This window comes from Pilimelia terevasa, from assembly GCF_014647915.1.
Lineage (GTDB): Bacteria > Actinomycetota > Actinomycetes > Mycobacteriales > Micromonosporaceae > Pilimelia > Pilimelia terevasa.
In genome coordinates this window covers 1-23,522 of record NZ_BMQC01000021.1, presented here as the reverse complement: position 1 = coordinate 23,522, position 23,522 = coordinate 1, and the positions used below count along the sequence as shown (strand labels likewise).

The following is a 23,522-nucleotide window of genomic DNA, read 5'->3' as shown; positions in this document are numbered from 1 at the left end:
TTTTCAGTCTAGGGGCCGGTGCGCCCCTCATTCCGCTAGGGCTTGATCATCGATCAACAGGTCGTGTGCGATCGGCGCCTGCGTGGCCGGCACGATGAACACCGCGGTGCCGTACGCGCAGATCTCGGTCCAGTCCGGCCCGATCTCGCGGTGGTCGAACCGCACGCCCACGACCGCATTGGCGCCCCGGTCGTAGGCGAGCGCCACCATCCGCGCGATGGCGTCCTCCCGCCACTTCCGGAGCGCGGGGCCGTCGGCTTCCCGCTTGATGCCCTCGATGAACGGATTCTGCTTCCGGGCGGTCGTCCCGAGTACCTCCCCCACGACGCGCAGAATGTCGAAACCGGGAACCGTATTGATCGTGAGCGCGAATATGTCGGTCACTCCCTCGGTGGCGACGCGCCCGGCCGGGCCGGGCGGCTGCTTCACGGGCTGTTGTTTCTCAGGCGGCGATGTCCGCCGGCAGCGCTTGGTCGGCCAGCGCCTCGACGAATTCGCTCGGCCGGCCGGTACTGGCCCACAGTTCCCGCTGCCGGTCCGCGCCGTTGCCCTCCCGCCGCACGACGTCCAGGCGCCGTTCGACGTCGCGGCGCTCGTCGGTGCTGAGCGTGGGGCTGATGTGCGCGAACAGCCGGTCGAGCGCCACCTGCTTGCCGCCGGCGTCCAGGCCGTAGTGGGCGGCGTGCAGGAGTCCGGACTGGACCGTGGCGCCGGGCTCGTCGAGCTTCGGCTTCGGCTTGGGTTGCGGCTCCGGCCGCTGGTGCTGCTCCTCGACGATGGTCGTGACCAGCCCGCGCACCAGGGCGGCCAGCAGCACGGTGTCGTCGACCGTCAGGCAGGCGTCGGCGACGCGCACCTCCACGGTCGGGTAGCGGGCGGACAGCCGGGCCAGCAGGTAGACGCTGCCCGGGTCCATGGCGGCGCCGCGGTCGATGAGGCGCTGCACGGCGCGGTCGTAGCCGCGCTGGCCGCGCCACTGGCGGGGCGGCCGGAAGCTCGGCCACTTCAGCAGGGAGCGGTACCGGTCGCTGCTCCACCCCGTGTCCGCCCCGTGGCTGATCACCGAGTTGGCGGTCAGCGCGAGCAGCGTCGGCAGCCAGGGCCGCAGCCCGGCCAGCACTTGGACCCGCAGGTCCGGGTCGGGTACGCCGACGTGGACCTGGCAGGCGCAGGCGGCGCCCATCCGCGGCCCGAACGGGTACCGCCGGGCGAGTTCGAGGTACCGCGGCTGGGCCGACACCTGGTCGTACCCGCCACTGTGGAACGGCGGCACCCCGACCGACACCAGCCGGGCGCCGGCCTGGTCGGCGCCGCGCGCCGCGAGCCGACGCAGCCGGCTCAGGTGGGCGTGCAGCTCGTCGAGGCTCCGGCACACCGGGGTCGCCGTCTCCAACTGGTACGACATGAACTCCGGTTGGAGCTCGCCGTCGTCGGCCCCGCCGCGGCGCACCGCCTCCTCGGCCACCGGTGCGACCGCGCCGTCCTGGTCGAGCAGCAGGAACTCTTCCTCGACGCCCATGGTGAGCATGACGCTTCTCCGTCCGGTCGGTGGATGTCTGTCGCCCAGCCTCGCGGCGGCGCGGGCCGGCCGCCTCGTCCGCCGCGAATGAGGTACGCCCGCGCGGGCTGAGCGACGCTGGCGGGGTCGAGCCGCGCGGCGTCGCCGCGCGCCGCCAGGGGAAACGAGGAGTGGGATGTGTCGATGGCTGGCGTACTCGGGTTCACCGATCGAGCCGGACGAACTGCTCTACCGTCCTGAACACTCGCTCATCGACCAGGCGCTGCACAGCCGCGAGGGGGTCGAGACGACCAACGGCGACGGCTTCGGGCTGGGGTGGTATGACGGCCGCGCGGGCCGGCCCCCGGCGGTGCTGCGGGGGGTCGGCCCCGCGTGGAGCGACGCCAACCTGCGGGAGGTGGCCCTGGCGGTGCGCTCCCCGCTGTTCCTGGCCCACATCCGGGCCAGCACGGGGACGCCGGTGCAGCAGTCCAACTGCCACCCCTTCCGGCACGGGCCGTGGCTGTGGATGCACAACGGCGCGATCCGGGGCTTCGAGCGGCTGAAGCGGGAGCTGGTGCTGGGCGTCGACCCCGCGCTGTACGCGGGGATCGAGGGCTCGACCGACTCGGAGCTGATGTTCTACCTGGCGCTCACGTTCGGCCTGGACGACGACCCGGTGGCGGCGGTGGAGCGGATGGCGGGGTTCGTCGAGGCGGCGGGGCGCGCCCACGAGGTCGCGTACCCGCTGCAGATGACGGTGGCGACGACCAACGGCCGGGACATCTGGATCTTCCGGTACTCCAGCGAGGGCCGCAGCCGGTCGCTGTACTACAGCGCCGACATGGCCACGGTGCGCGCGACGTACCCGGAGCACGCGCGCCTGGGCGCGCTGTCCGACGAGACGCGGGTCGTGGTGTCCGAGCCCGTCGGCGCACTGCGCGGGGCGTGGCGCCCGGTGCCGGAGTCCTCGTTCGGCGTGGTCCGCGAGGGGGTCGACATCCTGGGCCCCTTCCGGCCGACGCCCGGGATGAAGTAGCCGACGCGCGCCCCGGCGGCTGCCGGGGCGCGCGCTGCCGGGGTGGAGTCACTCCCCGCGGATGAGGCGCCGCGGGACCCGGCCGCCGACACTCGGGGTGCCGGATCGACGTGGGACGAGACGGCGGGACCGGGTAGGCCGCCGCGTGGCCGGGGCGGCCTACCCGTTCGCCCGCGCCGCGCCGGGCTCGCCGAGGCTGAGCGTCGGCGACCGGGGTTCGAGGATCCTGAGGCGGGCGATGTCGACGCCGAGGGCCTGCGCCCGCACGAGGAGGCCGTCGAGCGTGCCGCGGTTCACGACGACCTTGTGCAGGATCATCTCGGCCGCGGTGTCGGAGAGGTCGTACTCGGCGATGAGCGCGAGCATCAGCGCGTCCGCCCGCCCGCGCAGGATCAGCTCGAACTCGGTGTCGCGCGTCGTCACTAGTACGCCTCCGATCGGCGGTCGGGGCTGCCCTGTGGCGAGCCGGTACCCGTCGCACCATGCTCCGCCGGTGCCGAAAGGGCCGCCCTCATCCCTGTCGGATGGTCTGGCCGCGACGCCGGGGACGCCGGCCGTCCGGCCCGCCATCCGGCAGGGGTGACGCCCCGCGGCGGACGGGCGGCGACGCTGAGCGCATGACAGCCACGAAGCCGGAGCGACCCGGTCCGCCCGAAGCACCCGAGCCGCCGGCGCGCGGCCGGTGGTGGCGGCTGCGGCACCGCTGGCACTACACCTTCGTCGGCGTGGTGGGGGCGCTGGTCTTCTTCTGCCTGTCGCTGACCCCGTCGCTGCTGCCCCGCGGGCTCGTCCTCCAGTCGCTGGTCAGCGGCATCACCGCGGCCATCGGCTACGGGCTCGGCGTGCTGCTGGTCTGGCTGGCGGGCACCCTGTCCGACCGGCCGGTGCCCGGCCCGCGCCCGGTGCTGTGGCGCTGGCTGGGAATCGCCGCCGTACCGGTCCTGGGCGTCGCCCTCTACCAGGGGTCGGTCTGGCAGGAGGAGGTGCACCGCCTGATGGGGATGACCGCCCCGTCGCAGTTCGGCTACCTCGCCGTCCTGCTCCTCGCGGCGGTCACCGCGGCCGCGTTTGTCGGCCTGGCGCGGATGCTGCGCGCCGCGGCGCGCGCGACGGGCCGCCTGCTCGGCCGGTGGGTACCCGCGGCCACGGCCCGGACGGTCGCCGCGCTGGCGGTGGCCCTGCTCGCGCTCGGCCTGCTCGACGGGGTCGTGGTTGACAGCTTCTTCGCCGTGACGGACAACGCGTTCCGCGCGGTCAACGACGAGACCGAGCCGGGCACGGCGCCGCCGGAGGAGCCGCTGCGCTCCGGCGGCCCGGGTTCGCTGGTGTCGTGGGCGTCGCTGGGCAACCAGGGCCGGCAGTTCGTCACGGGCGGACCCGGGCCGCAGGAGCTGAGCCGGGTCGCCGGGGCCGACGCCCGCCGCCCCATCCGGGTCTACGCCGGGCTGGACTCCGCGCCGACCTCCCGGCAGCGCGCGCAGCTCGCCGTCCGGGACCTCCAGCGCACCGGCGCGTTCCAGCGCGACGTACTGGTCGTGATCATCACGACCGGCACCGGCTGGGTCGACGAGCAGGGGGTGGTGCCGCTGGAGTACATGTACCGCGGCAACACCGCGATGGTGGCGCTCCAGTACTCGTACCAGCCGAGCTGGCTGTCGTTCCTGGTCGACAAGGAGCGCGCCCGGGAGGCCGGGCGCGACCTGTACAACCAGGTGTACGGGGTCTGGTCGAGGATGCCGCTGAGCGGCCGGCCCAAGCTGCTGGTCTTCGGCGAGAGCCTGGGCTCGTTCGGCGCGGAGTCGGCGTTCGGGGGCGCCGACGACATCCGCAACCGGGTCGACGGGATGCTGCTGGTCGGGCCGCCGAACCGCAACGCGCTGTGGCGCGGGTACGTCGCCGCACGCGACCCGGGCAGCCCCGAGATCCTGCCCCGCTACGAGCAGGGCGCCACGATCCGGTTCGCGCGCGACCCCGCCGTCGACCTCGACCAGCCCGGCACCTGGTGGGGCACGCCGCGGGCGGTGTACCTGCAGCACCCGTCGGACCCGATCGTGTGGTGGGCGCCGAAGTTGATCGTCAGCCGGCCCGACTGGCTGCGCGAGCCGCGCGGCGTCGACGTGTCGCCCCGTATGCGGTGGTACCCGTTCGTGACGTTCTGGCAGGTGACCGCGGACATGGCCTTCTCCACCGGGGTGCCCCCGGGCCACGGGCACGGCTACGGTACGGCGCCGGTGGCCGCGTGGGCGCAGATCGCGCCGCCCGAGGGCTGGACGCCGGCCCGGACCGCGGCGCTCACCGCGCTGATCGCGGGCGGCTGACCCGCCGGAGCGGGGGCCGGGACCGCGTCAGCCGCTGACCCGGCCGTCGGCGACCGCCAGCCGCCGGGTGGTGGCGACCGCGTCGAGCATCCGCCGGTCGTGGGTGACCAGCAGCAGCGTGCCCGGGTAGGTGGACAGCGCCGATTCGAGCTGCTCGATCGCCGGCAGGTCCAGGTGGTTCGTCGGCTCGTCCAGCACGAGCAGGTTCACCCCGGCGGCCTGGAGCAGCGCCAGGGCCGCCCGGGTGCGCTCGCCCGGCGACAGGCTCGCGGCCGGCCGCAGCACGTGCCCCGAGCGCAGGCCGAACTTGGCCAGCAGCGTGCGCACCTCGGCCGGCGGCAGGTCCGGGACGGCGGCCCGGAAGGCGTCCGCGATCGGCGCGTCGCCGAGGAACGCCCCGCGCGCCTGGTCGATCTCGCCCACGACCACGCCGGGGCCGAGCGCGGCCGTGCCGGCGGCCAGCGGGAGCCGGCCGAGCAGCGCGCCGAGCAGCGTCGACTTGCCGGAGCCGTTGGGGCCGGTGATCGCCACGCGGTCGGCCCAGTCGATCCGCAGGTCCACCGGCCCGAGGGTGAACCCGCCCCGGGTGACCACCGCGCCGCGCATCGAGGCCACGACGGCGCCGGAGCGCGGCGCCGCCGCGATGGTCATCTGCAGCTCCCACTCCTTGCGGGGCTCCTCGACCACCTCCAGCCGCTCGATCATGCGGTCGGTCTGCCGGGCCTTGGCGGCCTGCTTCTCGCTGCCCTCGGCCCGGTGCCGGATGACGCTCTTGTCGGCGTCGGTGGCCTTGCGCACCGCGTTGCGGACGCCCTTGTCGGCCCACGCCCGCTGCATCCGCGCGCGCGCCTCCAGGCCGGCCCGGGTGTCGGCGTACTCCTCGTACTCCTCGCGGGCGTGCCGGCGGGCGCGCTCGCGCTCCTGCAGGTACGCGCCGTAGCCGCCGCCGTACCGGCGGACCTGCTGCTGGGCCAGGTCCAGCTCCAGCACGCCGGTCACCGTCCGGGCCAGGAACTCGCGGTCGTGGCTGACCAGCAGGGTGCCGGCGCGCAGCCCGGTCACGTAGGACTCCAGCCGTTCCAGGCCGGCCAGGTCGAGGTCGTTGGTGGGCTCGTCCAGCAGGAAGACGTCGTACCGGCTGAGCAGCAGCGACGCCATCGAGGCCCGGGCGGCCTGCCCGCCGGACAGGCTGGTCATCGGCTGGTCCAGCCGCACCCCCAGGCCCAGCTCGGCGGCGACCTGCCCGGCGCGCTCGTCGAGGTCGGCGCCGCCGAGGTCGAGCCAGCGCTCCAGCGCGTCGGCGTACGCGTCGTCGGCGCCCGCGCCGCCGGCACCGAGCGCCTCGGCGGCGCTGTCCATCGCCCGCTGCGCGCCGCGCACGCCCGTGCGCCGGGCCAGGAAGTCGCGGACCGTCTCCGCCGGCCGCCGGTCCGGCTCCTGGGGCAGGTAGCCGACCGAGGCGTGGGGCGGGCTGAGGCTGACGCTGCCCGCCTCGACCGGGACCAGGCCGGCCAGGGTGCGCAGCAGAGTCGACTTGCCGGCGCCGTTGACCCCGACGAGCCCGATCCGGTCGCCGGGGGCGACGACCAGGTCCAGGTCGGCGAACAGGGCCCGGGCGCCGTGGCCGGCGGCCAGGCCCTTGACGATCATCGTGGCGCTCATGAGGACCGGATCCTACCGGCGCCGGGCGTCAGGAGGCGGGGGCCACCACCGCCACGTCGTCCATCGCGAACATCGTCGGCAGGGCCTTGTCCAGCTTCGTCGTCCACCGCAGCGTGACGCTCCTGCCCCGGAACGCCGAGAGGTCCGCGCTCACCAGTTGCCAGTCGGCGGCGGCCTGGACGTTGGAGACCTGGGCGAGCCGGGTGCCGTTGCCGTCCAGTACCAGGGTGTCGCGGTCGAAGCTCGACGCCTCGGTGGTCCGCACGTGCACCCAGAAGTAGACCCGCGGGGCGGCCGCGGCCGCCGGTACCGTCACCGCGGTCGAGACCTGCTGGGTGGCGTTCTTGTCCTCGGCGAAGCGGACGTACCGGTCGCCGCCGTGCGGCAGCGGGTCGGTGCCGCCGACGATGACGCCGGTGTCCCCGCTCCAGCCGCTGCGCCCCTGCTCGAAGCCGGCGTTGGCGACGAGGTTGCCGGCCAGGTCCGGCTCGACGTCCCAGCGGAACACCGCCGCCGCCCGGCCGCCGCGACCGTCGTCGGCGGTGACCCGCACGGCGTGCCGCCCCGCCCTGGCGGGCGTACCGGAGACCAGGCCGTTGGTCGCGCCCAGGACCAGCCCCTCGGGCAGCCCGGCGGCCGTGACGGTGACCGGGTCGCCGTCGGGGTCGGCGGCGGCGAGCTGGAGGTTGACCGGCGTGCCCAGGGTGGAGCGCTGATCGGCGGGCGGGGCGATCTGGGGGTTGCGGTTGAGACCGCCCGCGCCGGGGACGACGCCGTCCATCACCAGGGCGTACGTCTGCGGCCCGGTCGGCACGTTGGCGGCCCGGACCCGGACGGTGTACGTGCCCGCGGCCGGCGCCTGCACGTACACGTTCTCCAGGTTGTTGCGCCGGTCGGCGCTGCCGCCGCCGGTCGACCAGCCGCCGGCGAACACGTTGCCGAGCCGCGTGCCGCCCGGGCCGGTGACCTCCAGGTCGAGGTCGTTGACCAGCGTGGTGGCCGCGTTGACCTTGGCGGCCGGGTCCGTCCACGCCAGCGTGATCCTCATGGCGGCGCCGGCCCGGGCGACGACCTGGTACTCGCGGGAGGCGCCGGTGTCCAGCGCCGCCCCCTCGTCCAGCCAGATCGCGGTGCCGGCGGTCGCCCGGTCCAGGTCGACCAGCCCCCAGCCCTCGTGGATGTTCGGGACCGGGTGCGCGTTGTCGTCGCGCCCGTCGCTGTTCTCGTCGAGGAGGTCGGCGGCGCTGTTGACCAGCGTCGCCTTCACCAGGGCCGCGGAGGCGTGCTGGCCGTACCTCTTGGCGTAGTAGTCGCGGACGACCGTCGCCCCGCCGGCCGCCAGCGGGTTCGCCATCGACGTGCCGGTGTTGTACTTGTACGCCCCGTCGTACGGGAAGCCCATCGCGTCGGACTGGTACGCCTTGTTCTTCGGGTTGGGGGCCGGGTCGTACCCCTGCCGGAACAGCGGCGAGTAACCGGACAGGATCCACGTTCCGGGGGCGACCAGGTCGGGCTTGATCCGGCCGTCGTCGGTCGGGCCGCGCCCGGAGAACGGCGCCATCTGCGCGGCGTTGCCGGCCTGCGGGTCGTCCTTGAGCGGCGCCACCGGCGCCATCGACGGGAACCAGGCGCCCCAGGTGGGCAGCGGCATGGTGCCGCCGAGCTTCTGGCACGAGCCGTCCGCGCCCCACGAGCGCTTCTCGCTGGCGGTCTGGCCCGGGTAGGTGAGGCTCCGGTCGCAGGGGTACGTCGCGCGGCCGCTCTCGGAGGCGCCGACGGCGATGGCGTTCTTCGCGGTCGCGGGCGCGCCCACGGAGTCGGGGTCGACGACGCCGTTGCGGTCGCCGTCCTGCCCGCCGTTGCCGGCCGCGAACGTGACGGTCATGTCGCGGTTCGCGGCGACGAAGTCGTCGACCCCGGCGGCGTTCTCCTCGTACACCCCGTTGCGGGGGCCGCCCCACGAGTTGGAGTGCACCCGCGCGCCGTCGGCGTACGCCTGGGCGAACAGCCCGCGGATGTCGATCGGCAGGCCGCCCAGCAGGTAGCCCTCCTTGAAGGCGTTCAGGCAGGTACCCAGCGGCGTCACCCAGTCCTGGACGGCCTGGAACACCAGCCGCGCCCGGTGGGCGGCGGCCCGGCCCACGCCGCGGGCGTCGCCGCCCCCGACCACCGAGGTGGCCGTGTGGGTGCCGTGCCCGGAGTCCACGTCGCGGGGACCGTCCACGTCGGCCTTGCGGCAGTTGGCGATGTCCGCGGTGGGCCAGTCGCGGATGACCTTGATCCGCCCGGCGGGGACCCCGGGGTGCGCGGTGGCGGCGACCCCGGTGCCGAAGCCGGTGTCGGCGACCGCCGCGATCTGCGTGGAGCCGTCGTACCCGCGGTCCGCCGCCGGCTGCCCCTTCATCGTGGTGAAGACGGCCGACTCGTTGAGCGGCCGCATCATCGCGTACGCGTCGACGGCGGTGACGTCGTCGCGGCGCACCAGCGAGTCCACCTGCGCACCCGTCGCGGCCACGAGCAGCACGCGCCCCGACCCGGTGGCGACCGCGCCGGCCGCCGACGCCGCCGCCGCGACCGCGGCCGGATCGGCGTCGACCGCCAGGGTCACCGTGTAGAGGCGGGCGTCGTCCGCGGCCGGCGCGCCGCGCTTCCACGCGGGCGCGAACGGCGCGACGGCCCGGACGCGGCGCCCCGCGGCGACCGCGTCGGCCTGGCCCGCGGTCATCCGGACCAGGTAGGCGTAGTCGGGCAGGTAGCCGTCGACGGTCACGCCGCGGCGGGCGAGGTCGGCCCGCTGGGGCGCGCCGACCGGCCCGTCGTACTGCACGACGAACAGGCCGCGCCGGCCGCCGGCGGGCCGGGAGCGGCCGAACTGCGGCGCGTCGGACGCGGCGAGGGCGACGTCGCCGGTGCGCAGCCGCAGCAGGGGGGCGCCCGCCGCGGCCGTGCCCGCGCCGGCCGGAGCGGCGACGGACAGGACGAGCGCGGCGGCGGCGACCACCGCGGTGAGGGCGCGGCGGACGGGGGCGCGGCGGACAGGGGCGCGGCGGGCTCGCCTGGTGGTCGCCATAGGTGGTCAACTCCTTGCCGGAGGCACACGGGCAGGCTCGGCGGACCTCCAAATGCAACCATCGGCGTCGATGTTCCGTCAATCGCCGCCGGCTCCCGGTACCGGCGCCCGGCCCGCGCCCCGGACGCCGGTACCGGTCGGTCAGGCCGAGTCGAGGTGGCGGGGCAGGAACGCGTCGTCCACCCCGACCCAGCGGACGCTGCGGTGGTCGCCCGGCCGGGCGTGCAGGGTCTTGTCCGCGGAGGCGAACGCGTCGAACAGCGCCAGCCCGGCCGCGCGGTCGGCGTGCGCGTCGTCCCAGGGCAGCAGGAACTGGACCGGTACGGTCACCTGCCGCGCGGCGGCGAGCAGCGGCGCGTCCACGACGCACCCGCCGCCGAACACGGCGGCGGCGATGCGCGGCTCGGCCGCCACCAGCCGGACCCCGATCGCCGTACCCATCGCGATGCCCCCGCCGTAGCCGACCGGCGCGTCGGGGCCGATCTGCGGCAGCGCCTGGAGGGCGTCCAGGGTCGTCCGCCACTCCGCCACGGCCTGCGCCGCGAGCGAGGCGGTGAAGCGGAGGGTCGCCGCCGCGAACCGCGGGGTGTCACCCGCGGCCACCGCCTCCCGGATCTCGGCGCGGGCCTGCGCGTCGGCGTCGGTCCGCGGGCGGTCGCCGTGTGCCGGGGCGTCGATCGCCACGACGGTGAACCCCCAGGTGGCCGCGGCGTGCAGGGCCCGGGCCCGCAGGCCCGGCGCCTTCTTGTCCATGCCGCCGTTGTGCCCCACGAGGACGACGGGGGCGCGGTCGGTGCCGGATTCGGGTGCCCAGAGCGCACCCGGGATCTCGCCGACGAAGAAGTCGCGCTCGACGACGCCGCTTGAGGAGGTGGAAGTGGTGAAACGGAGAGAATGCATGACGGTGCTCCTTCGGGAGTGCCAATGGGTGGGCACTCCCGGCGACGGCTGCGTCAGTCGCCCGTCCGTGACGGGAGGGAGCACCACGTGCGAACTGCGTTCACGGGTCTCACCTCCTCGACCGGGTCACGGATCTCGGGACACGCTACCAATCCGGCCGCACCCCGGCCAGTGATTTAACGCCCGGCCCCACCGATGGTCCGGTCCGTGTCCGCAGTGGCGTGTCGTGCTGTCCGGGGTGGGGCGCGGACCCTTGCCCGCGCCGGAGGCGTGCCCGATGATGTCGGTGGCATCCCGGCGATGGAAGGGCCCGACCCCATGACTGACGCGCACGGCGAGTTCGGTGTGGCCGACCTGTTCGGCCTGACCCTGGCGGAGGCGGAGCGGCTGGCCGAGGCCAGGGGGTACGAGGTGCGGGTGGTCGGCGCCGACGGCGTCGGATTCCCGGTCACCATGGACTTCCGGCCCGACCGGCTGGACGTGTACCTGATCGGCGGCCGGGTGGTCGACCCGAGCGGCGAGGACGCGGGCAACTCGCCCTGGCCGCCGCCGCGGCACCCCGAGGACGACCGCCACCGGGCGGACGGCCCGCGGTGAGTCCGGGCGCCGGCGCCTAACCGGGCACCGGCGCCGCCGGATCCCCGGCGACGGCGCGGAGCTGCCACCCCGCCGCCTCGGCGCGCTGGGCGCAGAAGCGCGCGTAGCGGCCACCGGCGGCGACCAGGGTCTCGTGGGTACCCCGCTCCACGATCCGGCCCGCGTCGAGGAACAGGATCTGGTCGGCGTGGCGGACCGTCTCCAGCCGGTGCGCGATGACCACCACGGTCCGCCCGGCGGTGAACCGCGCGACCGCCGCCGTCACCGCGGCCTCGTTCTCGGCGTCGAGGGCGGCGGTGGCCTCGTCCAGGATCACGATCGGGGTGTCCGCCAGCAGCGCCCGCGCCAGGGACACCCGCTGGCGCTCGCCGCCGGAGAGCAGCGCCCCGCCGGGGCCGACCGGCGTGTCGTAGCCCCGCGGCAGCCGCCCGGCGATCTCGTCGACGCGGGCGTCGGCCGCGGCGGCGCGCACCGCGTCCGGCCCGGCGTCGGGGCGGCCGACGGCGATGTTGTCCCACAGGGTGCCGTCGAACAGGTACACGTCCTGGAACACCAGCGACAGCCGGGCCATCAGCTCCGGGGTGGGCACCTGCCGCAGGTCGGCGCCCCCGACGCGGACCGTGCCGGCGTCGGGGTCGTGGAAGCGGGCGATCAGCGCCGCGACGGTGCTCTTGCCCGCGCCGGACGGGCCGACGAGCGCGGTGCGCCCCCCGGCCGGCGCGGTGAAGGACACCCCGTCCAGCGCCCGCGTCCCGCCGAAGGTCATCCGCACGTCGGTGAAGCTGATGTCGTCGCCGCGGATGCGCTGCGGGCGGGTGGGCGCCGGCAGCGTCGGCGTGGCGGCCAGCGCCGCGACCCGGTCCAGGGCGTTGCCGGCCATGCGGACGGCCGCGCCGAGCTGCGCCGCCACGAGCATCGGCTCGGTACAGCGCGCGGCCAGGACCAGCGCGGCCAGCGCCGTACCGGCGTCCAGCCGACCGCCCAGCCCGAGCACCGCGGCGACGACGAGCACCGCGGTGAGCCCCGCCTGTACCGCGACGGCGAACCCGGCGACGGCGGGCAGCGCCTGGCGGGCCATCGCGCGCCCGGCGGCGCGCTGCGCGCCCAGAGCGTGCTCCAGCGAGGCCAGCCCGTCCTCGGCGCGGCCGGCGGCGCGCAGCGCCGGCAGCACGGTGGCGAACTCCACCACCCGCGCCGCCGACTCGGCCGCCGCCGCGGCGGCACCCCGCTCCGTACGCCGCACCACCGCGCCGGTCCACCGGTAGGACGCGACGATCACCGGCGCCGCGGCGCCGGCGGCCACGCCGAGCCGCCAGTCCAGGACGAGCAGGACCGCGGCGACGGCGGCGGGGGTGACGAACGCGGTGAGCACCGGACCGAGCAGGTGGCCCGGCGCGCTCATGATCGTCATGATGTCGCGGGTGGCGAGCTGGGCCAGCTCCCCGCTGCGCCGGGGTGTGAACCAGCCCAGCGGCAGCCCGCTGACCTGGTTGCCCATCCGGTGCAGCAGGGTGCGGGCGAGGGCGTAGCCGGTCCGGCGACCCTGGACGGTGGCCGCGACGTGCGCCACCGCGTACACCGCGGCGGCGCCGGCCAGCCACCCCAGGGGCGCCCAGGCGGCGGCCGGCCGCCCGGCCAGGAGCGCCCGCAGGAAGGGCACCGCGCACGCGTACGCCGCACCCTGCGCGAGCGCCGCCGCCACCGTCAGCGCCACCCCGACCCGCAGCCGGCGGCGGTCGGCGGGTGGGAGCGTGGCCAGGAGGCGACGGATCATCGGGCGGCTCCGCTGACGTGGGGGGTGGCCGGGTGCTGCGCCCGCCAGAGTGCGGCGTACGGGCCGTCGGCGGCGAGCAGGTCGGCGTGCCGGCCGCGCTCGGCGACGCGGCCGTCGGCCAGGACGACGATCTGGTCGGCGTGGACGACGGTGCGCAGCCGGTGGGCCACCACCAGGACGGTCCGCCCGCCGACCAGGGCGCCGACCGCGCGCTGGACGGCGGTCTCGGCGTCCGGGTCGATGTGGGCGGTCGCCTCGTCCAGCACGAGGATGGGCGGGTCGGCGAGCAGGGCCCGGGCGATGCCGATCCGCTGCGCCTCACCGCCGGAGAGGGCGACGCCCTGGCCCAGCATCGTGTCGTACCCGGCGGGGAGGGCGGTGACGCGGTCGTGGATCCCGGCCGCCCGGGCCGCCGCCCGCACCGCCGCGTCGTCGGCGTCGGGGCGGGCCAGGCGGATGTTGTCGCGGACGGTGGCGCGCAGCAGGCGGGTCTGCTGGAGTACGAAGCCGACCCGCCGGTAGAGCGCGGTGCTCGTCAGCTCGCGTACGTCGTACCCGTCGATCCGCACCTGCCCGGCGTCGGGGTCGTGGAAGCGGGCCACCAGGGCCGCCAGGGTGCTCTTGCCGCTGCCGGACCGGCCCACCAGCGCGGTCAGCGTGCCGGGCGCGACCCGCAGGTCGATGCCGGCGAGCGCCTGGTGCCGGCCGTCGTAGGAGAAGCGCACGCCCCGCAGCTCCACCGCGGGGGCGGGGCCGGGCGGCGGCGCGGGCGCGGGCGCCGACACCGCCAGCGGCGGGCGGGCGTGCAGCTCGGCCAGGTGCAGGGCCGCGGCGCGGGCGGCGCGGATCTCCTCCCGGCTGTACCCGAGCGCCAGCAGCGGCGCTGTCAGCCCCGGGCCGAGCAGCGCGAACGCCATCAGCTCCACGCCGTCGACGCGGCCGGCGGCCAGCAGGGCCGTCCCGGCCGCGAAGACGACCAGCAGCAGCACCGGCGCGGAGAGTACGGCCTCGGCGGCGGCGGCCGGGCGGGTCACCTGCCGGGCCCAGTCGCGGACGAAGGCGGCGTAGTCGTCGGCGGCCCGCCGGAACGCCTGCGGGGCCTGCCCGGTCGTGCCGAACGCCTTGACCACCGCGATGCCGTGGACGAACTCGACGGTGGCGGCGTTGAGCCGGCCCGTGGCGGCCTGGAACTGCGGCATCCGGGCCGCCGCGAGCCCGGTGGCCCGGCGGTGCAGCCACAGGCCCACGGCGATCGGTACCGCCAGCGCGGCCGCCAGCTCCGGGCTCGTGACCACCAGGTAGCCGCCGGCTACCAGCGGTGCCGCGGCGGCGGTCACCAGGTCCAGGCTCGCGTGGGCGACCGCGTGGTGCAGCGCGCCCACGTCGTCGATCACCGCCTTCTTCACCCGGCCGGCGCCCTGGCCGGTCAGCCAGCCCAGCGGCAGCCGGCCCAGGTGCCGGGCGAGGTCCCGGCGCAGCCCCCACTGGAGGTCGCCGTCGGCCCGGTGGGCCAGCGCGGAGGCGGCGGCGCCGGCCGCCACGCGGACGGCCAGGCCGGCGCCGGCCACCGCGACCGCGACCGCCCCGTGCCGGCCCTCGCGGGCCCCGAGCAGCGCCGCGGCCAGTTCGACGGCCGCGACGAGCGGGACGACCGCGGCGACGGCGGCGACGAGCTGCAGGGCCAGGGCGCCCAGCAGCCGCATCCGTACCGGGCGTGCCACGCCCCAGAGGGTGACGCCCACTCCAGGCCCCGTCTCTCGTGGACAGTCGCGGCCCGCCGGACACCGACGGGCCAAGCGCAATTGACGCTCTACAGGGTAGTGATCCCGCAAAAAAGTTCCCACAAAACACCATCAACGTTGTGAAATTGCTCACTTCGCAGGCGCGGGTCCGGCCCTGCGCAGGTTCACCCGTCCGGGCTCGGCCGGACCGGGGGACAGGTCAGCCTGTCCGGTGGGTGCGGCGCTGGCCGGGTCGGGTGGCCGGCGGCGGGGCGGTCAGGGCAATGTCGACGGCCGGGTTCGGGGTGTGCCATGCTGCCGGCGCCAGCGGTTCGCTGCTGCCCTGCCGGGTGGCGGCGTCGCAAGAGGGAACCCGGTGTGACTCCGGGGCTGCCCCGCAGCGGTGAGTGGGAACGACCGCCGTCAGGAAGCACTGGGCCCGGATAGCGGGCCCGGGAAGCGACGGCCAGTAGGAGCGCGTCGCGCACGCCCGCGAGTCCGAAGACCTGCCGCCGGTGCACGCGTCGAAGGGGTGCGTGCCGGTTCTGGGCCTCGTGGGACGGGCCGGTCCGACGCATCGGCGGCGCTCGCGTCGCCCCGTCGTGAGCCTTTCCCGCGTGGCCCGCCAGGGCGGGAGAGTGTCGACGGTGGCAGGACGGTGGCGGGTGCGCTGGGTGCGGTTGCTCGCGGCGGCCGGGGTGACGGCGGTGGCCGCGACCGGCTGCGCGACGGCGCCGGCCGGCAGCGAGGGCGGCGGCGGACCCCGGACCGCGTTGACGATCGCGACGAGCTTCGCGGTCAGCGACCTGGACCCGATCGAGAGCGGCTACTGGGCGCCGGAGTTCGGCTACGGGGCGCTGCTGCTCAAGCCGGTCAAGGGCGGCAGGCTGGAGCCGTGGCTGCTGGCCGAGCTGCCGAGGCAGACGGCGCCGACGACGTGGACGCTGCGGCTCCGGCCGAACCTGACGTTCCAGAACGGCCACCGGCTCGACGCCGCGGCCGCGGCCGCCGCCATGACGTTCAGCCTGGCGGAGAACGCCTCGGTGAAGCCGCTGCTGCCCGGCGCGAAGGTGACCGCGTCCGGCCCGGACACGGTCACGCTGACCACGGCCACGCCGACCTCGTACGTGCCCTCGCTGCTGGCGCACGAGTCGATGTTCCCGATCGTCGACACCGCCACCTACCTGCCACTGCGCAAGCGGCCGGCGGAGCTGGTGGCGGCGAGGATCTGGGCCGGGCCGTACACGGTGACCTCGCTGACGCCGGAGGCGATGACGCTGGCGCCGACCCCCGGGTACACGGTGTCGGCGCCGAAGCTGCAGAAGCTGACCGTGCGGTTCGTCGCCGACGCGCAGGCCCGCATCCTCGCGGTGCAGCACGGCGAGGCGGACCTGGCGCTGTACCCGCCGACCTCGGCCGCGCGGGAACTCGAAGGCCGCTCCGACGCCGTGTACCTCAGCCAGCCCGCCGGCACGGCCGCGGAGGGATTCCAGCTCACCCTGAACCCGCGCACCGGCCCCCTGTCCGAGCTGCCGGTGCGCCGGGCGCTCCGGGACGGCATCGACTATGCGCAGTTGGCCACGCAGGTGATGAACGGCCGGTACGACACGGCCGTCGGCTTCTACCCGGCCTTCCTGCCCTACGCCCGCCGCAACCAGAACCACGACCCCGACGCGGCGAAGGCCGCGCTGGAGGCGGCCGGCTGGCGCGCCGGTGCCGACGGGGTCCGCAGCAGGGCCGGCAGGCGGCTGGCGGTCACGCTGCTGACGTACCCGCAGCAGCCCGACGCCCGGACGATCGCGGTGGCGGTACAGGCGCAGTTGAAGCGGGTGGGCTTCGACATCGCGATCCGGCAGGTCGACGACATCAACGCCGCGCTGAAGCTGCCGACGGGCTGGGACGCGGCGGTACTGGGCAACGGCACGCTGGACTGGACCCAGACGGACCCGGTGACCCCGGTCATCGCCAGCTTCACCCCCGGCGGCGACAGCAACTACGGCGGGGTCAGCGACCCGGAGCTGACGGGCCTCGTGCGGCAGCTCGCCGCCACGACCGACGCGGCGACCCGCGACCGGCTCCTGGGCCGGGTGCAGGAGATCGTGGTGACCGAGCGGGTGTACGGCCTGTCCCTGGCGCTCAAGCGCGTCCCGGCCGTCGCCGCGCCGTCCCTGCGCGACTACACGGTGCCGCCGGTGGCGCTGCTGTGGGTCGACGCCTTCTGAGCCCGGCGCGGGCGGGGCTGCGGCGGCTGGGACAGGCCGCCGCCACCCTGCTCGCGGGCAGCGTGCTGGTGTGGGCGCTGCTCGCGCTCGCCCCGGGCGACCCCGCCCGGCGGGTCCTGGAGGCCGGCAACGTCACCAACCCCACCGCCGCGCAGGTCGAGGCCAAGCGCGCCGAGCTGGGGCTGACCGGCGGTCCGGCCCGCCGGTACGGCCGCTGGCTGGCCGGCGCGGCGCGCGGGGACCTGGGCGTCTCCTGGGTCACGGGGCGGCCGGTACGCGACGAACTCGGCCGGCGGCTGCCGGCCACGCTGCGGCTCGCCGCCGCGGCGGTCGGCCTCGGGGCGGTCGCCGCGCTGGCGCTGGCGCTGCTGGCGGCGGCCGCGCCCGGCCGCTGGCCGGACACCGCCGCGCGGGTCCTGTCGACCGGTGCGCTGGTGGTACCGGGCTTCGTCGTCGGCCTGGTCGTCCTCCACGTGGTCGTGCTGCGCGGCGCGGACCTCCGGGTCATCGCCGACGGCAGGTGGGCCACCGTTCTCCTGCCCGCGGCCACGCTGGCGCTGGCCCCGGCCGCGGCGTGGTCCCGGGTCCTGCGCGCCGACCTGCTGCGCGCTGCCGGCTCCGGCCACGTCGACGTCGCCCGCGCCCGCGGCGCCAGCACCTGGTGGGCCCTGACCCGGCACCAGCTTCCGCACGCGCTGGTGCAGTTCCTGACCGTCGTCGGGACCGGCGTCGCCGCGCTGCTCGGCGGGGCGCCGGTCGTCGAGACCGTCTACACCTGGCCGGGCATCGGCGCGTACGCGGTCGCCGGGATCGCCTCCCGCGACCTGCCCGTGGTGCAGGGGTACGCCCTGCTGGCCATCGCCGCCTACGTCGCGGTCAGCCTGTCGGTCGACCTGGCCGCCGCGGCGCTGGACCCGCGCGTCGCGGAGCGGCGGCGGTGATCCGGCGGCTGTGGCGCCACCGCGCCGGACGCGCCGGCCTCGCCCTGGCCGCCGCCGTGGTCCTGCTCGCACTCCTGGGGCCGCTGGCGTGGCCGTACCAGCCGGACCTGCCCGACTACGCCCGCCAGCTCACCCCGCCCGACGCGCGGCACTGGCTGGGCACCGACGCCGCGGGCCGGGACCAGCTCGCCCGGGTGCTGGCCGGTACCGGCACGTCGCTGACCGCCGTCGCCGCCGTGTTCGCCCTGACCGCCCTCATCGGACTGGTCGTCGGCGCGGTCGCCGGCTTCCTCGGCGGGCCGGTCGACGCCGTGGTCGGCCGCACCATCGACGTCCTCCTCGGGCTGCCGCCGCAGATCACCGCGCTGGCCATCGTCGGCGCGCTGGGCGTCGGCACCGGCAATCTCGTCGTCGCCCTGGTGCTGGCGGGCTGGGCCTACCCGGCCCGGATCGCGCGCGCCGCGGTGCTCGGCAGCCACCGGCGGCTCGACGTGCTCGCCGCCCGGCTGGCCGGCATCGGCCGCTGGCGGATCCTGACCGGCCACGTGCTGCCCGGCGCGGTCACCACGGTGCTGGTCGCCGCGACCACGACGGCCGGCGAGACCGTGCTCACCCTGGCGGGCCTGTCGTTCCTCGGCCTCGGCGCGCAGCCGCCCGCCGCCGAACTCGGCCAACTACTGGCCGATAGCCAGTCGTCGCTGGTCAGCTCGCCGTGGCTGCTGATCGGCCCCACGGCGGTCATCGCGGCGATGGTGGCCGCCGCGATGCTGACCGCGGACGCGCTCGCCGACATCACCGATCCGGCGCCGGCACCGGCCCGCGCCGGCCGCCGCGCCCGCGCCGCGCGGACCGGTGGCGACGGGGCGCTCGTCGCCACCGGGCTCAGCGTCCGGTACCCCGACGGGACGCACGCGCTGCGCGGCGTCGACCTGACCCTGGCCGCCGGGACCGCCCTGGCGGTGGTCGGCGAGTCCGGCTGCGGCAAGACCACCCTGGCCCGTACCGTCCTGCGCCTGCTGCCTGCCGGCACCGCGATCGGCGGCGCGGTCCACGTGGCCGGCCGGGACCTGCTCCACCTGGACCGGCGCGCCCTGCGGCGCAGCCGCGGATACCTCGTCGGCTACGTCGCCCAGGACCCGTACGCCGCCTGCGACCCGCTGCGCAGCCTCGGCCACCACGTCGCCGCGCCCTGGCGGGTGCACCGCCGCCGCCCGCCGGCCGGCGTCGTCCGCGACCGGATCGCCGGCCTCGGCATCGACCCCGGCCGCCTGCGCGACCGGCCGCACCGCTGGTCCGGCGGCATGGTGCAGCGCGCGACCATCGCCGCGGCCACCGCGCACCGGCCGGCGGTGACCGTCGCGGACGAGCCCACCAGCGCACTGGACGCCGGCCTCGCCGAGGAGGTCCTGGCCACCCTGCGCGGGGCCAGCAGCGCGCTGCTGCTCGTCACCCACGACCTGCGGCTGGCCGCCGCGCACAGCGACCGGGTGGCCGTCATGTACGCCGGCCGGATCATCGAGACCGGGCGCAGCGGGGACGTGCTCGACGCCCCCCGGCACCCGTACACGGCGGCGCTGCTGGCGGCCACCCCGCGCCCGGACGGCACCCCCGTCCGGGGGCTGCCGGGCTCGCCGCCCTCGCTGCGCGACCTGCCGGCCGGCTGCCCGTTCGCGCCGCGCTGCGACCGGCGCGTCGCGGACTGCGCCAGCCGCGAGCCCACGCTGTCCGACGGCGTCGCCTGCTGGAACCCCCGGTGACCGCCGTCGTCGCGGCCGTCGGCATCAGCCGCCGGTACGGCCCCGTCACCGCTCTGGCGGAGCTCAGCCTCGCCGTCGCGCCCGGCCAGATCCTCGGCGTCACCGGGCCGTCCGGCGTCGGCAAGTCCACCCTGCTGCGCCTGCTCGCCGGGCTCGAACGGCCCGACACCGGGCACGTCGCGTACGCCGGTGAGCCCGCGTGGGCCGGGCGCGGCGTCCGGTACCCGCGCCCGGGCTACGTGATGCCGGTGTTCCAGAACCCCACCGCCAGCCTCAACCCCCGCTGGCCGATCTGGCGCAGCCTCACCGAGCCCCTCACCGCGCCGGGCCGCGAGCGCCCCGGCCGGGCGCGGCGGCGCCACCTCGCCGCCGAGTGGCTGGCCAGGGCGCACCTGGACCACATCGACCCCGACACCCGGCCCGGCGCACTCTCCGGCGGCCAGTGCCAGCGCGTCGCCGTCCTCCGGGCGCTCGTGGCGCGGCCCGCGCTCATCGTCGCCGACGAACCCACCGCCCGGCAGGACGTCATCACCGCCGCCGCCACCAGCCAGCTCATCGCGGCGGCGACCGCCGCCGGCACCGCCGCGGCCGTCGTGGTCAGCCACGACCGCGCCTGGCTGGCCGGCCTGGCCCACCAGATCGTGGACCTCGCCTGAGGTGCGCGGCCGCCGACGTCGGCCGGTGGTGCGGCGCGGCCACGGGAGGCCGGTCTTGTGGAGGCGCGTCCCCGCACCGCCCCCTCGGTGGGCGGAGATCCTCATGTCGCCGGCGGGCCGGCCGACGGAACAGGCGTGACGACAGGTCAGGAGACACCCGTCAGCGAACGGGAGGCGGCTGATGCGCGCGCGCCGCTCAGCCGCGCCCGGCTGCTGATCCTGTGGTGCGGGGCGCTGCTGCTCGTACTGGGCAATCTCCAACCCGTGGCCGGGGCCTTCTCCAGGACCACGAGCAACGCCGGCAGCGCGTTGACCGCGTCGTCCAACTTCAACGCCGGCGCCCTCTACGGCTGGGGCGACAACACCACCGGCCAGCTCGGCCTCGGCAACAACACCAGCCCCCGGACCAGTCCGCTGCAGGTCGGGGCCGTCACCACCTGGGCGTCCGCCGACACCTCGAACCAGCCGGCCATCGACGGCGAGACCGGTCACTCGTGCGCCCTGCGGACAGATGACACCCTGTGGTGCTGGGGCCGCAACTACCACGGCCAGCTCGGCCGGGGGAACACCACCGACACCTACAGCCCGGTCCAGATCAGCGGTAGCTGGAGCAAGATCGCACTGGGCGGTATGCACACCTGCGGCATCAAGACCACCGGCACGCTGTGGTGTTGGGGGCAGAACTCCTACGGCCAGCTCGGCGTCGGCAGCAACACCACCTGGGACGACCCGCGGCAGGTCGGCGCCGCCTCCAACTGGACGGCGATCGCCGCCGGCAACGTGCAGACGTGCGGCATCCGCGGCGGCGCCGTGTACTGCTGGGGCGAGGGCCTGAACTACAAGCTGGGCAACAGCAACACCGCCGAGCAGACCTCTCCCATCACCACCAGCAGCAACACCACCCACACCCAGATCACGATGGGCCGGATGCACGCCTGCGCCCTGCGCAGCGCCGGCACCCTGTGGTGCTGGGGACTCAACGACTCCGGGCAACTCGGCCGCGGCAACACCACCACCGCGCAGACCCCGACCCAGATCGGCGCGCTGACGACCTGGACCTCGATCGTCGCCGGCCGGGACCACACCTGCGGCCTCAAGAGCGGCACCCTGTGGTGCTGGGGGCTCAACGACACCTACGAACTGGGGCTGGGCAGCACCGGCGACCGCACCTCACCCGTACAGGTGGGCACCGCCACGGACTGGGCCAAGGTGAATCCCGGCAACGAGTTCACCTGCGGCAACCGCACGGACAAGAGCATCTACTGCTGGGGCGACAACGCCTACGGCCAGCTCGGCCAGGGCGACACCTCCGACGAGACCACCCCGAAGCTGGTCTCCGGCCGCACCGGCACCATCTACGCCGGCGGTACCGGCAGCCACAGCACGCTCGCCATCGGCTGACCCGCGGTCCTCTGGAGGCCGACGCCCGCCCGCGTACCAGCCGGGCCTGCGTACCAGCCGGGGGAGAGGCGCAAACCGGCGGTAGACGCCGGCGGTCAGGAGTCGGGCGCTCCGGCCCGGGTCGGCGCCGGGGGACTGCCGAGCGTCACGGGCAACCGCGCGAGGCCGTTGGTCCGCACGGAGGCCAGCCACCGGGGTCCTTCGGCGTCCGGCGAGGTCAACGTCGGAAACCGCGAGAGCAGCGCCGTGAGCGCCACCCGCGCCTGGGCCCGCGCGAGGCCGGCCCCGAGGCAGTAGTGGGGCCCGTGGCCGAACCCGAGCTGAGGGGGACCGGTCCGGCCGGGACACGGCTCGGCCGCCCGCGGGTACCGCACGGCGTCGCGGTTGGCCGCCGCGATGCCGAACAGCACGGCGTCCCCCGCCGGGATGACCACCCCCGCGAGCGTGACGTCGGCGCGCGGGAAGCGGCGGATGGCCAGCGGCGCCGGGGGCGCGACTCGCAGCACCTCCTCGACCCACGCCGCCGCGCGGTCGGGGTCGGCGACGAGTGCGCTGCGCACCTGCGGACGCTCCAGCAGCAGGAGCGCGGCGTTCCCGATCAGGTGCACCGTGTTCTCGGTGCCGGCGAGCAGGATCAGGAACGCCATCGAGCGCAGTTCGTCCTCGCTCAGGCGGTCGTCGGCATCGTGCGCGTGGACGAGTGAGGTGATCAGGTCGTCGCCGGGGTGTCCGCGTCGGTGGGCCACGAGCGCCCGCACCGCGAGGTCGACCTCCCGGACCGTCGCCGCCAGGCCGGCCCGATCGCCGCGCGATTCGCAGGCGAGCATGTGCGCGACCAGTTCCCGGAACCGCCGCTGGTCGGCCGCGGGTACACCGAGCAGGTCGGCCAGGACCCCGATCGTCAGCGGCGCGGCGTAGTCGCCGACGAGGTCCACGGTGGTGCCGTCGGTCCAGCCGTCCAGCAGGTGACCGGCCGCCCGCGAGATCGCCGGCAGCAGGCGTTCCACCTGCGCCGGCTGGAACGCGGCGGCCGCCAGACGGCGCAGCCGGGTGTGCTGCGGGGGGTCCACGTTGAGCAGGTGGACGTCGAGGGCGCCCGGAAGGCCGAGGCCCGACCACGACGTGGCGTTCGCCCGGTTCAGGGAGAACCGCGGATCGGCCAGGCCGCGACGCACCTCGTCGTATCCGGTGACCAGCCAGGCCCGGCCGCCGTCGGGCATGGTCAGCGGGTGCACGCCCGGCCCGGCGTCGGCCAGGGCGTCGAAGGCGCCGAACCGGTCGGACGTCGACAGCAGCGCGACGAGAGAGACCGACTGCACAGCGACCCTTCCGGCGAGCGGAGCGCGGCCGATGCGCGCCGGGCGCGTTCACGCTACCAAGCAGAGCCGTGCGGAGCTGTCCGGCGCCATACGGTGCGCACGGCTGCCGCAGGGGCCGGGCAGAGTCCGGTCCACGGCTTCCCCGCTCCGGGTCCACCGTCGGCATGGCGGGCCGGTGAGCGGCTTCGTCGCGCGGCCCGCTGTCGGCCTGCCGATGAGGACCGGGGCGGCTCACCGCGGTACCTGAAGACCTTCTTTCTCTTTTTCGTATTCAACGTCCTTTTCTGTCGCCGCCCCCGGCCTACTCCTGGCGCCGCTGACGGTGTCCGGGGTGGGGGNGCAGCTTCAATACCGGCCCCATTCTCGAAAGAGCCAACAACGGCGACGAGAGGGCCAAGAAATGACCAGCCGCATGTACACCACCGCAGCGCTCACCGCGCTCGCCGCCGCGATCGGTTCGGTGTGCTTCCTGGCCACTCCCGCCCTCGCCACCCCGGCCACCGCTGTCGCCGCCAAGAGGGCCCCCGCCGCCAGCATCCGGGTCTACGCCGGCGTCGTACGCAGCACCGACGGCCCGGTCCGGGCCCGCTCCGGCCCCTCCACCCGCTTCCCGATCCAGAACACCCTGATCAACAACACCAAGCTGC

The 23,522-nt window shown here is 76.0% G+C and carries 17 protein-coding genes, 1 pseudogene and 1 riboswitch; of the genes and pseudogenes, 9 read left to right on the top strand and 9 right to left on the bottom strand.

The window, feature by feature from the left end; all coding sequences use genetic code 11:
- Positions 1-27: 27 nt before the first annotated feature.
- Both IEY75_RS19075 and IEY75_RS19070 read right to left on the bottom strand, forming a co-directional pair.
- Positions 28-429: a YbjQ family protein gene (locus tag IEY75_RS19075; RefSeq protein WP_189115761.1), complete on the bottom strand. Its 402-nt coding sequence runs from the start codon at positions 427-429 to the stop codon at positions 28-30.
- Between the two features lie 13 nt (positions 430-442).
- On the bottom strand, positions 443-1,528 hold the full coding sequence (locus IEY75_RS19070) for a carboxylate-amine ligase (protein WP_189115760.1): 1,086 nt from the start codon (positions 1,526-1,528) through the stop codon (positions 443-445).
- A gap of 166 nt (positions 1,529-1,694) precedes the next feature.
- On the opposite strand from IEY75_RS19070, the gene IEY75_RS19065 reads away from it, so the two are divergent.
- Positions 1,695-2,537, top strand: a complete 843-nt coding sequence (locus IEY75_RS19065) for a class II glutamine amidotransferase (protein WP_189115759.1) — start codon at positions 1,695-1,697, stop codon at positions 2,535-2,537.
- A 159-nt stretch (positions 2,538-2,696) separates the two neighbouring features.
- Here IEY75_RS19065 and IEY75_RS19060 read toward each other — a convergent pair whose 3' ends face one another.
- A complete protein-coding gene (locus IEY75_RS19060; RefSeq protein ID WP_189115758.1) occupies positions 2,697-2,960 on the bottom strand; it encodes a hypothetical protein in 264 nt (87 codons plus the stop codon).
- Positions 2,961-3,154: 194 nt separating this feature from the next.
- Between IEY75_RS19060 and IEY75_RS19055 the strand changes: the two genes are divergently transcribed.
- Positions 3,155-4,855 (top strand): alpha/beta hydrolase, encoded by a 1,701-nt coding sequence (locus tag IEY75_RS19055; protein WP_189115757.1) that lies wholly within the window; start codon positions 3,155-3,157, stop codon positions 4,853-4,855.
- Between the two features lie 27 nt (positions 4,856-4,882).
- Here IEY75_RS19055 and IEY75_RS19050 read toward each other — a convergent pair whose 3' ends face one another.
- The 3 genes from IEY75_RS19050 to IEY75_RS19040 all read right to left on the bottom strand — a co-directional run bounded on the left by IEY75_RS19050 (position 4,883) and on the right by IEY75_RS19040 (position 10,487).
- Entirely contained in the window at positions 4,883-6,517 is a 1,635-nt protein-coding gene (locus IEY75_RS19050) for an ABC-F family ATP-binding cassette domain-containing protein (RefSeq protein WP_189115756.1), read from the bottom strand.
- A gap of 28 nt (positions 6,518-6,545) precedes the next feature.
- Positions 6,546-9,587 (bottom strand): S8 family serine peptidase, encoded by a 3,042-nt coding sequence (locus IEY75_RS19045; RefSeq protein ID WP_189115755.1) that lies wholly within the window; start codon positions 9,585-9,587, stop codon positions 6,546-6,548.
- Positions 9,588-9,728: 141 nt separating this feature from the next.
- Positions 9,729-10,487 carry a dienelactone hydrolase family protein gene (locus tag IEY75_RS19040; RefSeq protein ID WP_189115754.1) on the bottom strand — a complete coding sequence of 253 codons (759 nt, stop codon included), beginning with the start codon at positions 10,485-10,487 and terminating at the stop codon, positions 9,729-9,731.
- A 318-nt stretch (positions 10,488-10,805) separates the two neighbouring features.
- Here IEY75_RS19040 and IEY75_RS19035 point away from each other — a divergent pair, with 318 nt between their 5' ends.
- Positions 10,806-11,084, top strand: a complete 279-nt coding sequence (locus IEY75_RS19035; protein WP_189115753.1) for a hypothetical protein — start codon at positions 10,806-10,808, stop codon at positions 11,082-11,084.
- Between the two features lie 16 nt (positions 11,085-11,100).
- Here the strand turns inward: IEY75_RS19035 and IEY75_RS19030 are convergent, their stop codons facing one another.
- Both IEY75_RS19030 and IEY75_RS19025 read right to left on the bottom strand, forming a co-directional pair.
- Positions 11,101-12,858 (bottom strand): ABC transporter ATP-binding protein, encoded by a 1,758-nt coding sequence (locus IEY75_RS19030; RefSeq protein ID WP_189115752.1) that lies wholly within the window; start codon positions 12,856-12,858, stop codon positions 11,101-11,103.
- Positions 12,855-14,579 (bottom strand): ABC transporter ATP-binding protein, encoded by a 1,725-nt coding sequence (locus tag IEY75_RS19025; protein ID WP_189115751.1) that lies wholly within the window; start codon positions 14,577-14,579, stop codon positions 12,855-12,857. Before IEY75_RS19025 ends, IEY75_RS19030 begins: the two co-directional genes overlap by 4 nt.
- Before the next feature lie 311 nt (positions 14,580-14,890).
- Positions 14,891-15,107: riboswitch (cobalamin riboswitch) on the top strand.
- 119 nt (positions 15,108-15,226) lie between these two features.
- Here IEY75_RS19025 and IEY75_RS19020 point away from each other — a divergent pair.
- The 5 genes from IEY75_RS19020 (at position 15,227) to IEY75_RS19000 (ending at position 21,556) form a co-directional block, all read left to right on the top strand.
- On the top strand, positions 15,227-16,801 hold the full coding sequence (locus tag IEY75_RS19020; RefSeq protein WP_189115750.1) for an ABC transporter substrate-binding protein: 1,575 nt from the start codon (positions 15,227-15,229) through the stop codon (positions 16,799-16,801).
- Positions 16,783-17,742 carry an ABC transporter permease gene (locus IEY75_RS19015; protein WP_229789907.1) on the top strand — a complete coding sequence of 320 codons (960 nt, stop codon included), beginning with the start codon at positions 16,783-16,785 and terminating at the stop codon, positions 17,740-17,742. The genes IEY75_RS19020 and IEY75_RS19015 overlap by 19 nt, the downstream gene beginning before the upstream one ends.
- The gene (locus tag IEY75_RS19010) at positions 17,739-19,499 is read left to right on the top strand and encodes a dipeptide/oligopeptide/nickel ABC transporter permease/ATP-binding protein (protein WP_189115749.1); all 1,761 of its coding nucleotides are present in this window, start codon (positions 17,739-17,741) and stop codon (positions 19,497-19,499) included. The genes IEY75_RS19015 and IEY75_RS19010 overlap by 4 nt, the downstream gene beginning before the upstream one ends.
- Positions 19,496-20,155, top strand: coding sequence for an ATP-binding cassette domain-containing protein (locus IEY75_RS19005; protein ID WP_189115748.1), 660 nt, complete (start codon positions 19,496-19,498; stop codon positions 20,153-20,155). The genes IEY75_RS19010 and IEY75_RS19005 overlap by 4 nt, the downstream gene beginning before the upstream one ends.
- 135 nt (positions 20,156-20,290) lie before the next feature.
- Positions 20,291-21,556, top strand: a complete 1,266-nt coding sequence (locus tag IEY75_RS19000) for an RCC1 domain-containing protein (protein ID WP_189115747.1) — start codon at positions 20,291-20,293, stop codon at positions 21,554-21,556.
- A gap of 95 nt (positions 21,557-21,651) precedes the next feature.
- Here IEY75_RS19000 and IEY75_RS18995 read toward each other — a convergent pair whose 3' ends face one another.
- The gene (locus IEY75_RS18995) at positions 21,652-22,875 is read right to left on the bottom strand and encodes a cytochrome P450 family protein (protein ID WP_229789905.1); all 1,224 of its coding nucleotides are present in this window, start codon (positions 22,873-22,875) and stop codon (positions 21,652-21,654) included.
- A gap of 400 nt (positions 22,876-23,275) precedes the next feature.
- On the opposite strand from IEY75_RS18995, the pseudogene IEY75_RS18990 reads away from it, so the two are divergent.
- Positions 23,276-23,522: pseudogene (locus IEY75_RS18990) on the top strand (hypothetical protein); the annotation flags it as partial.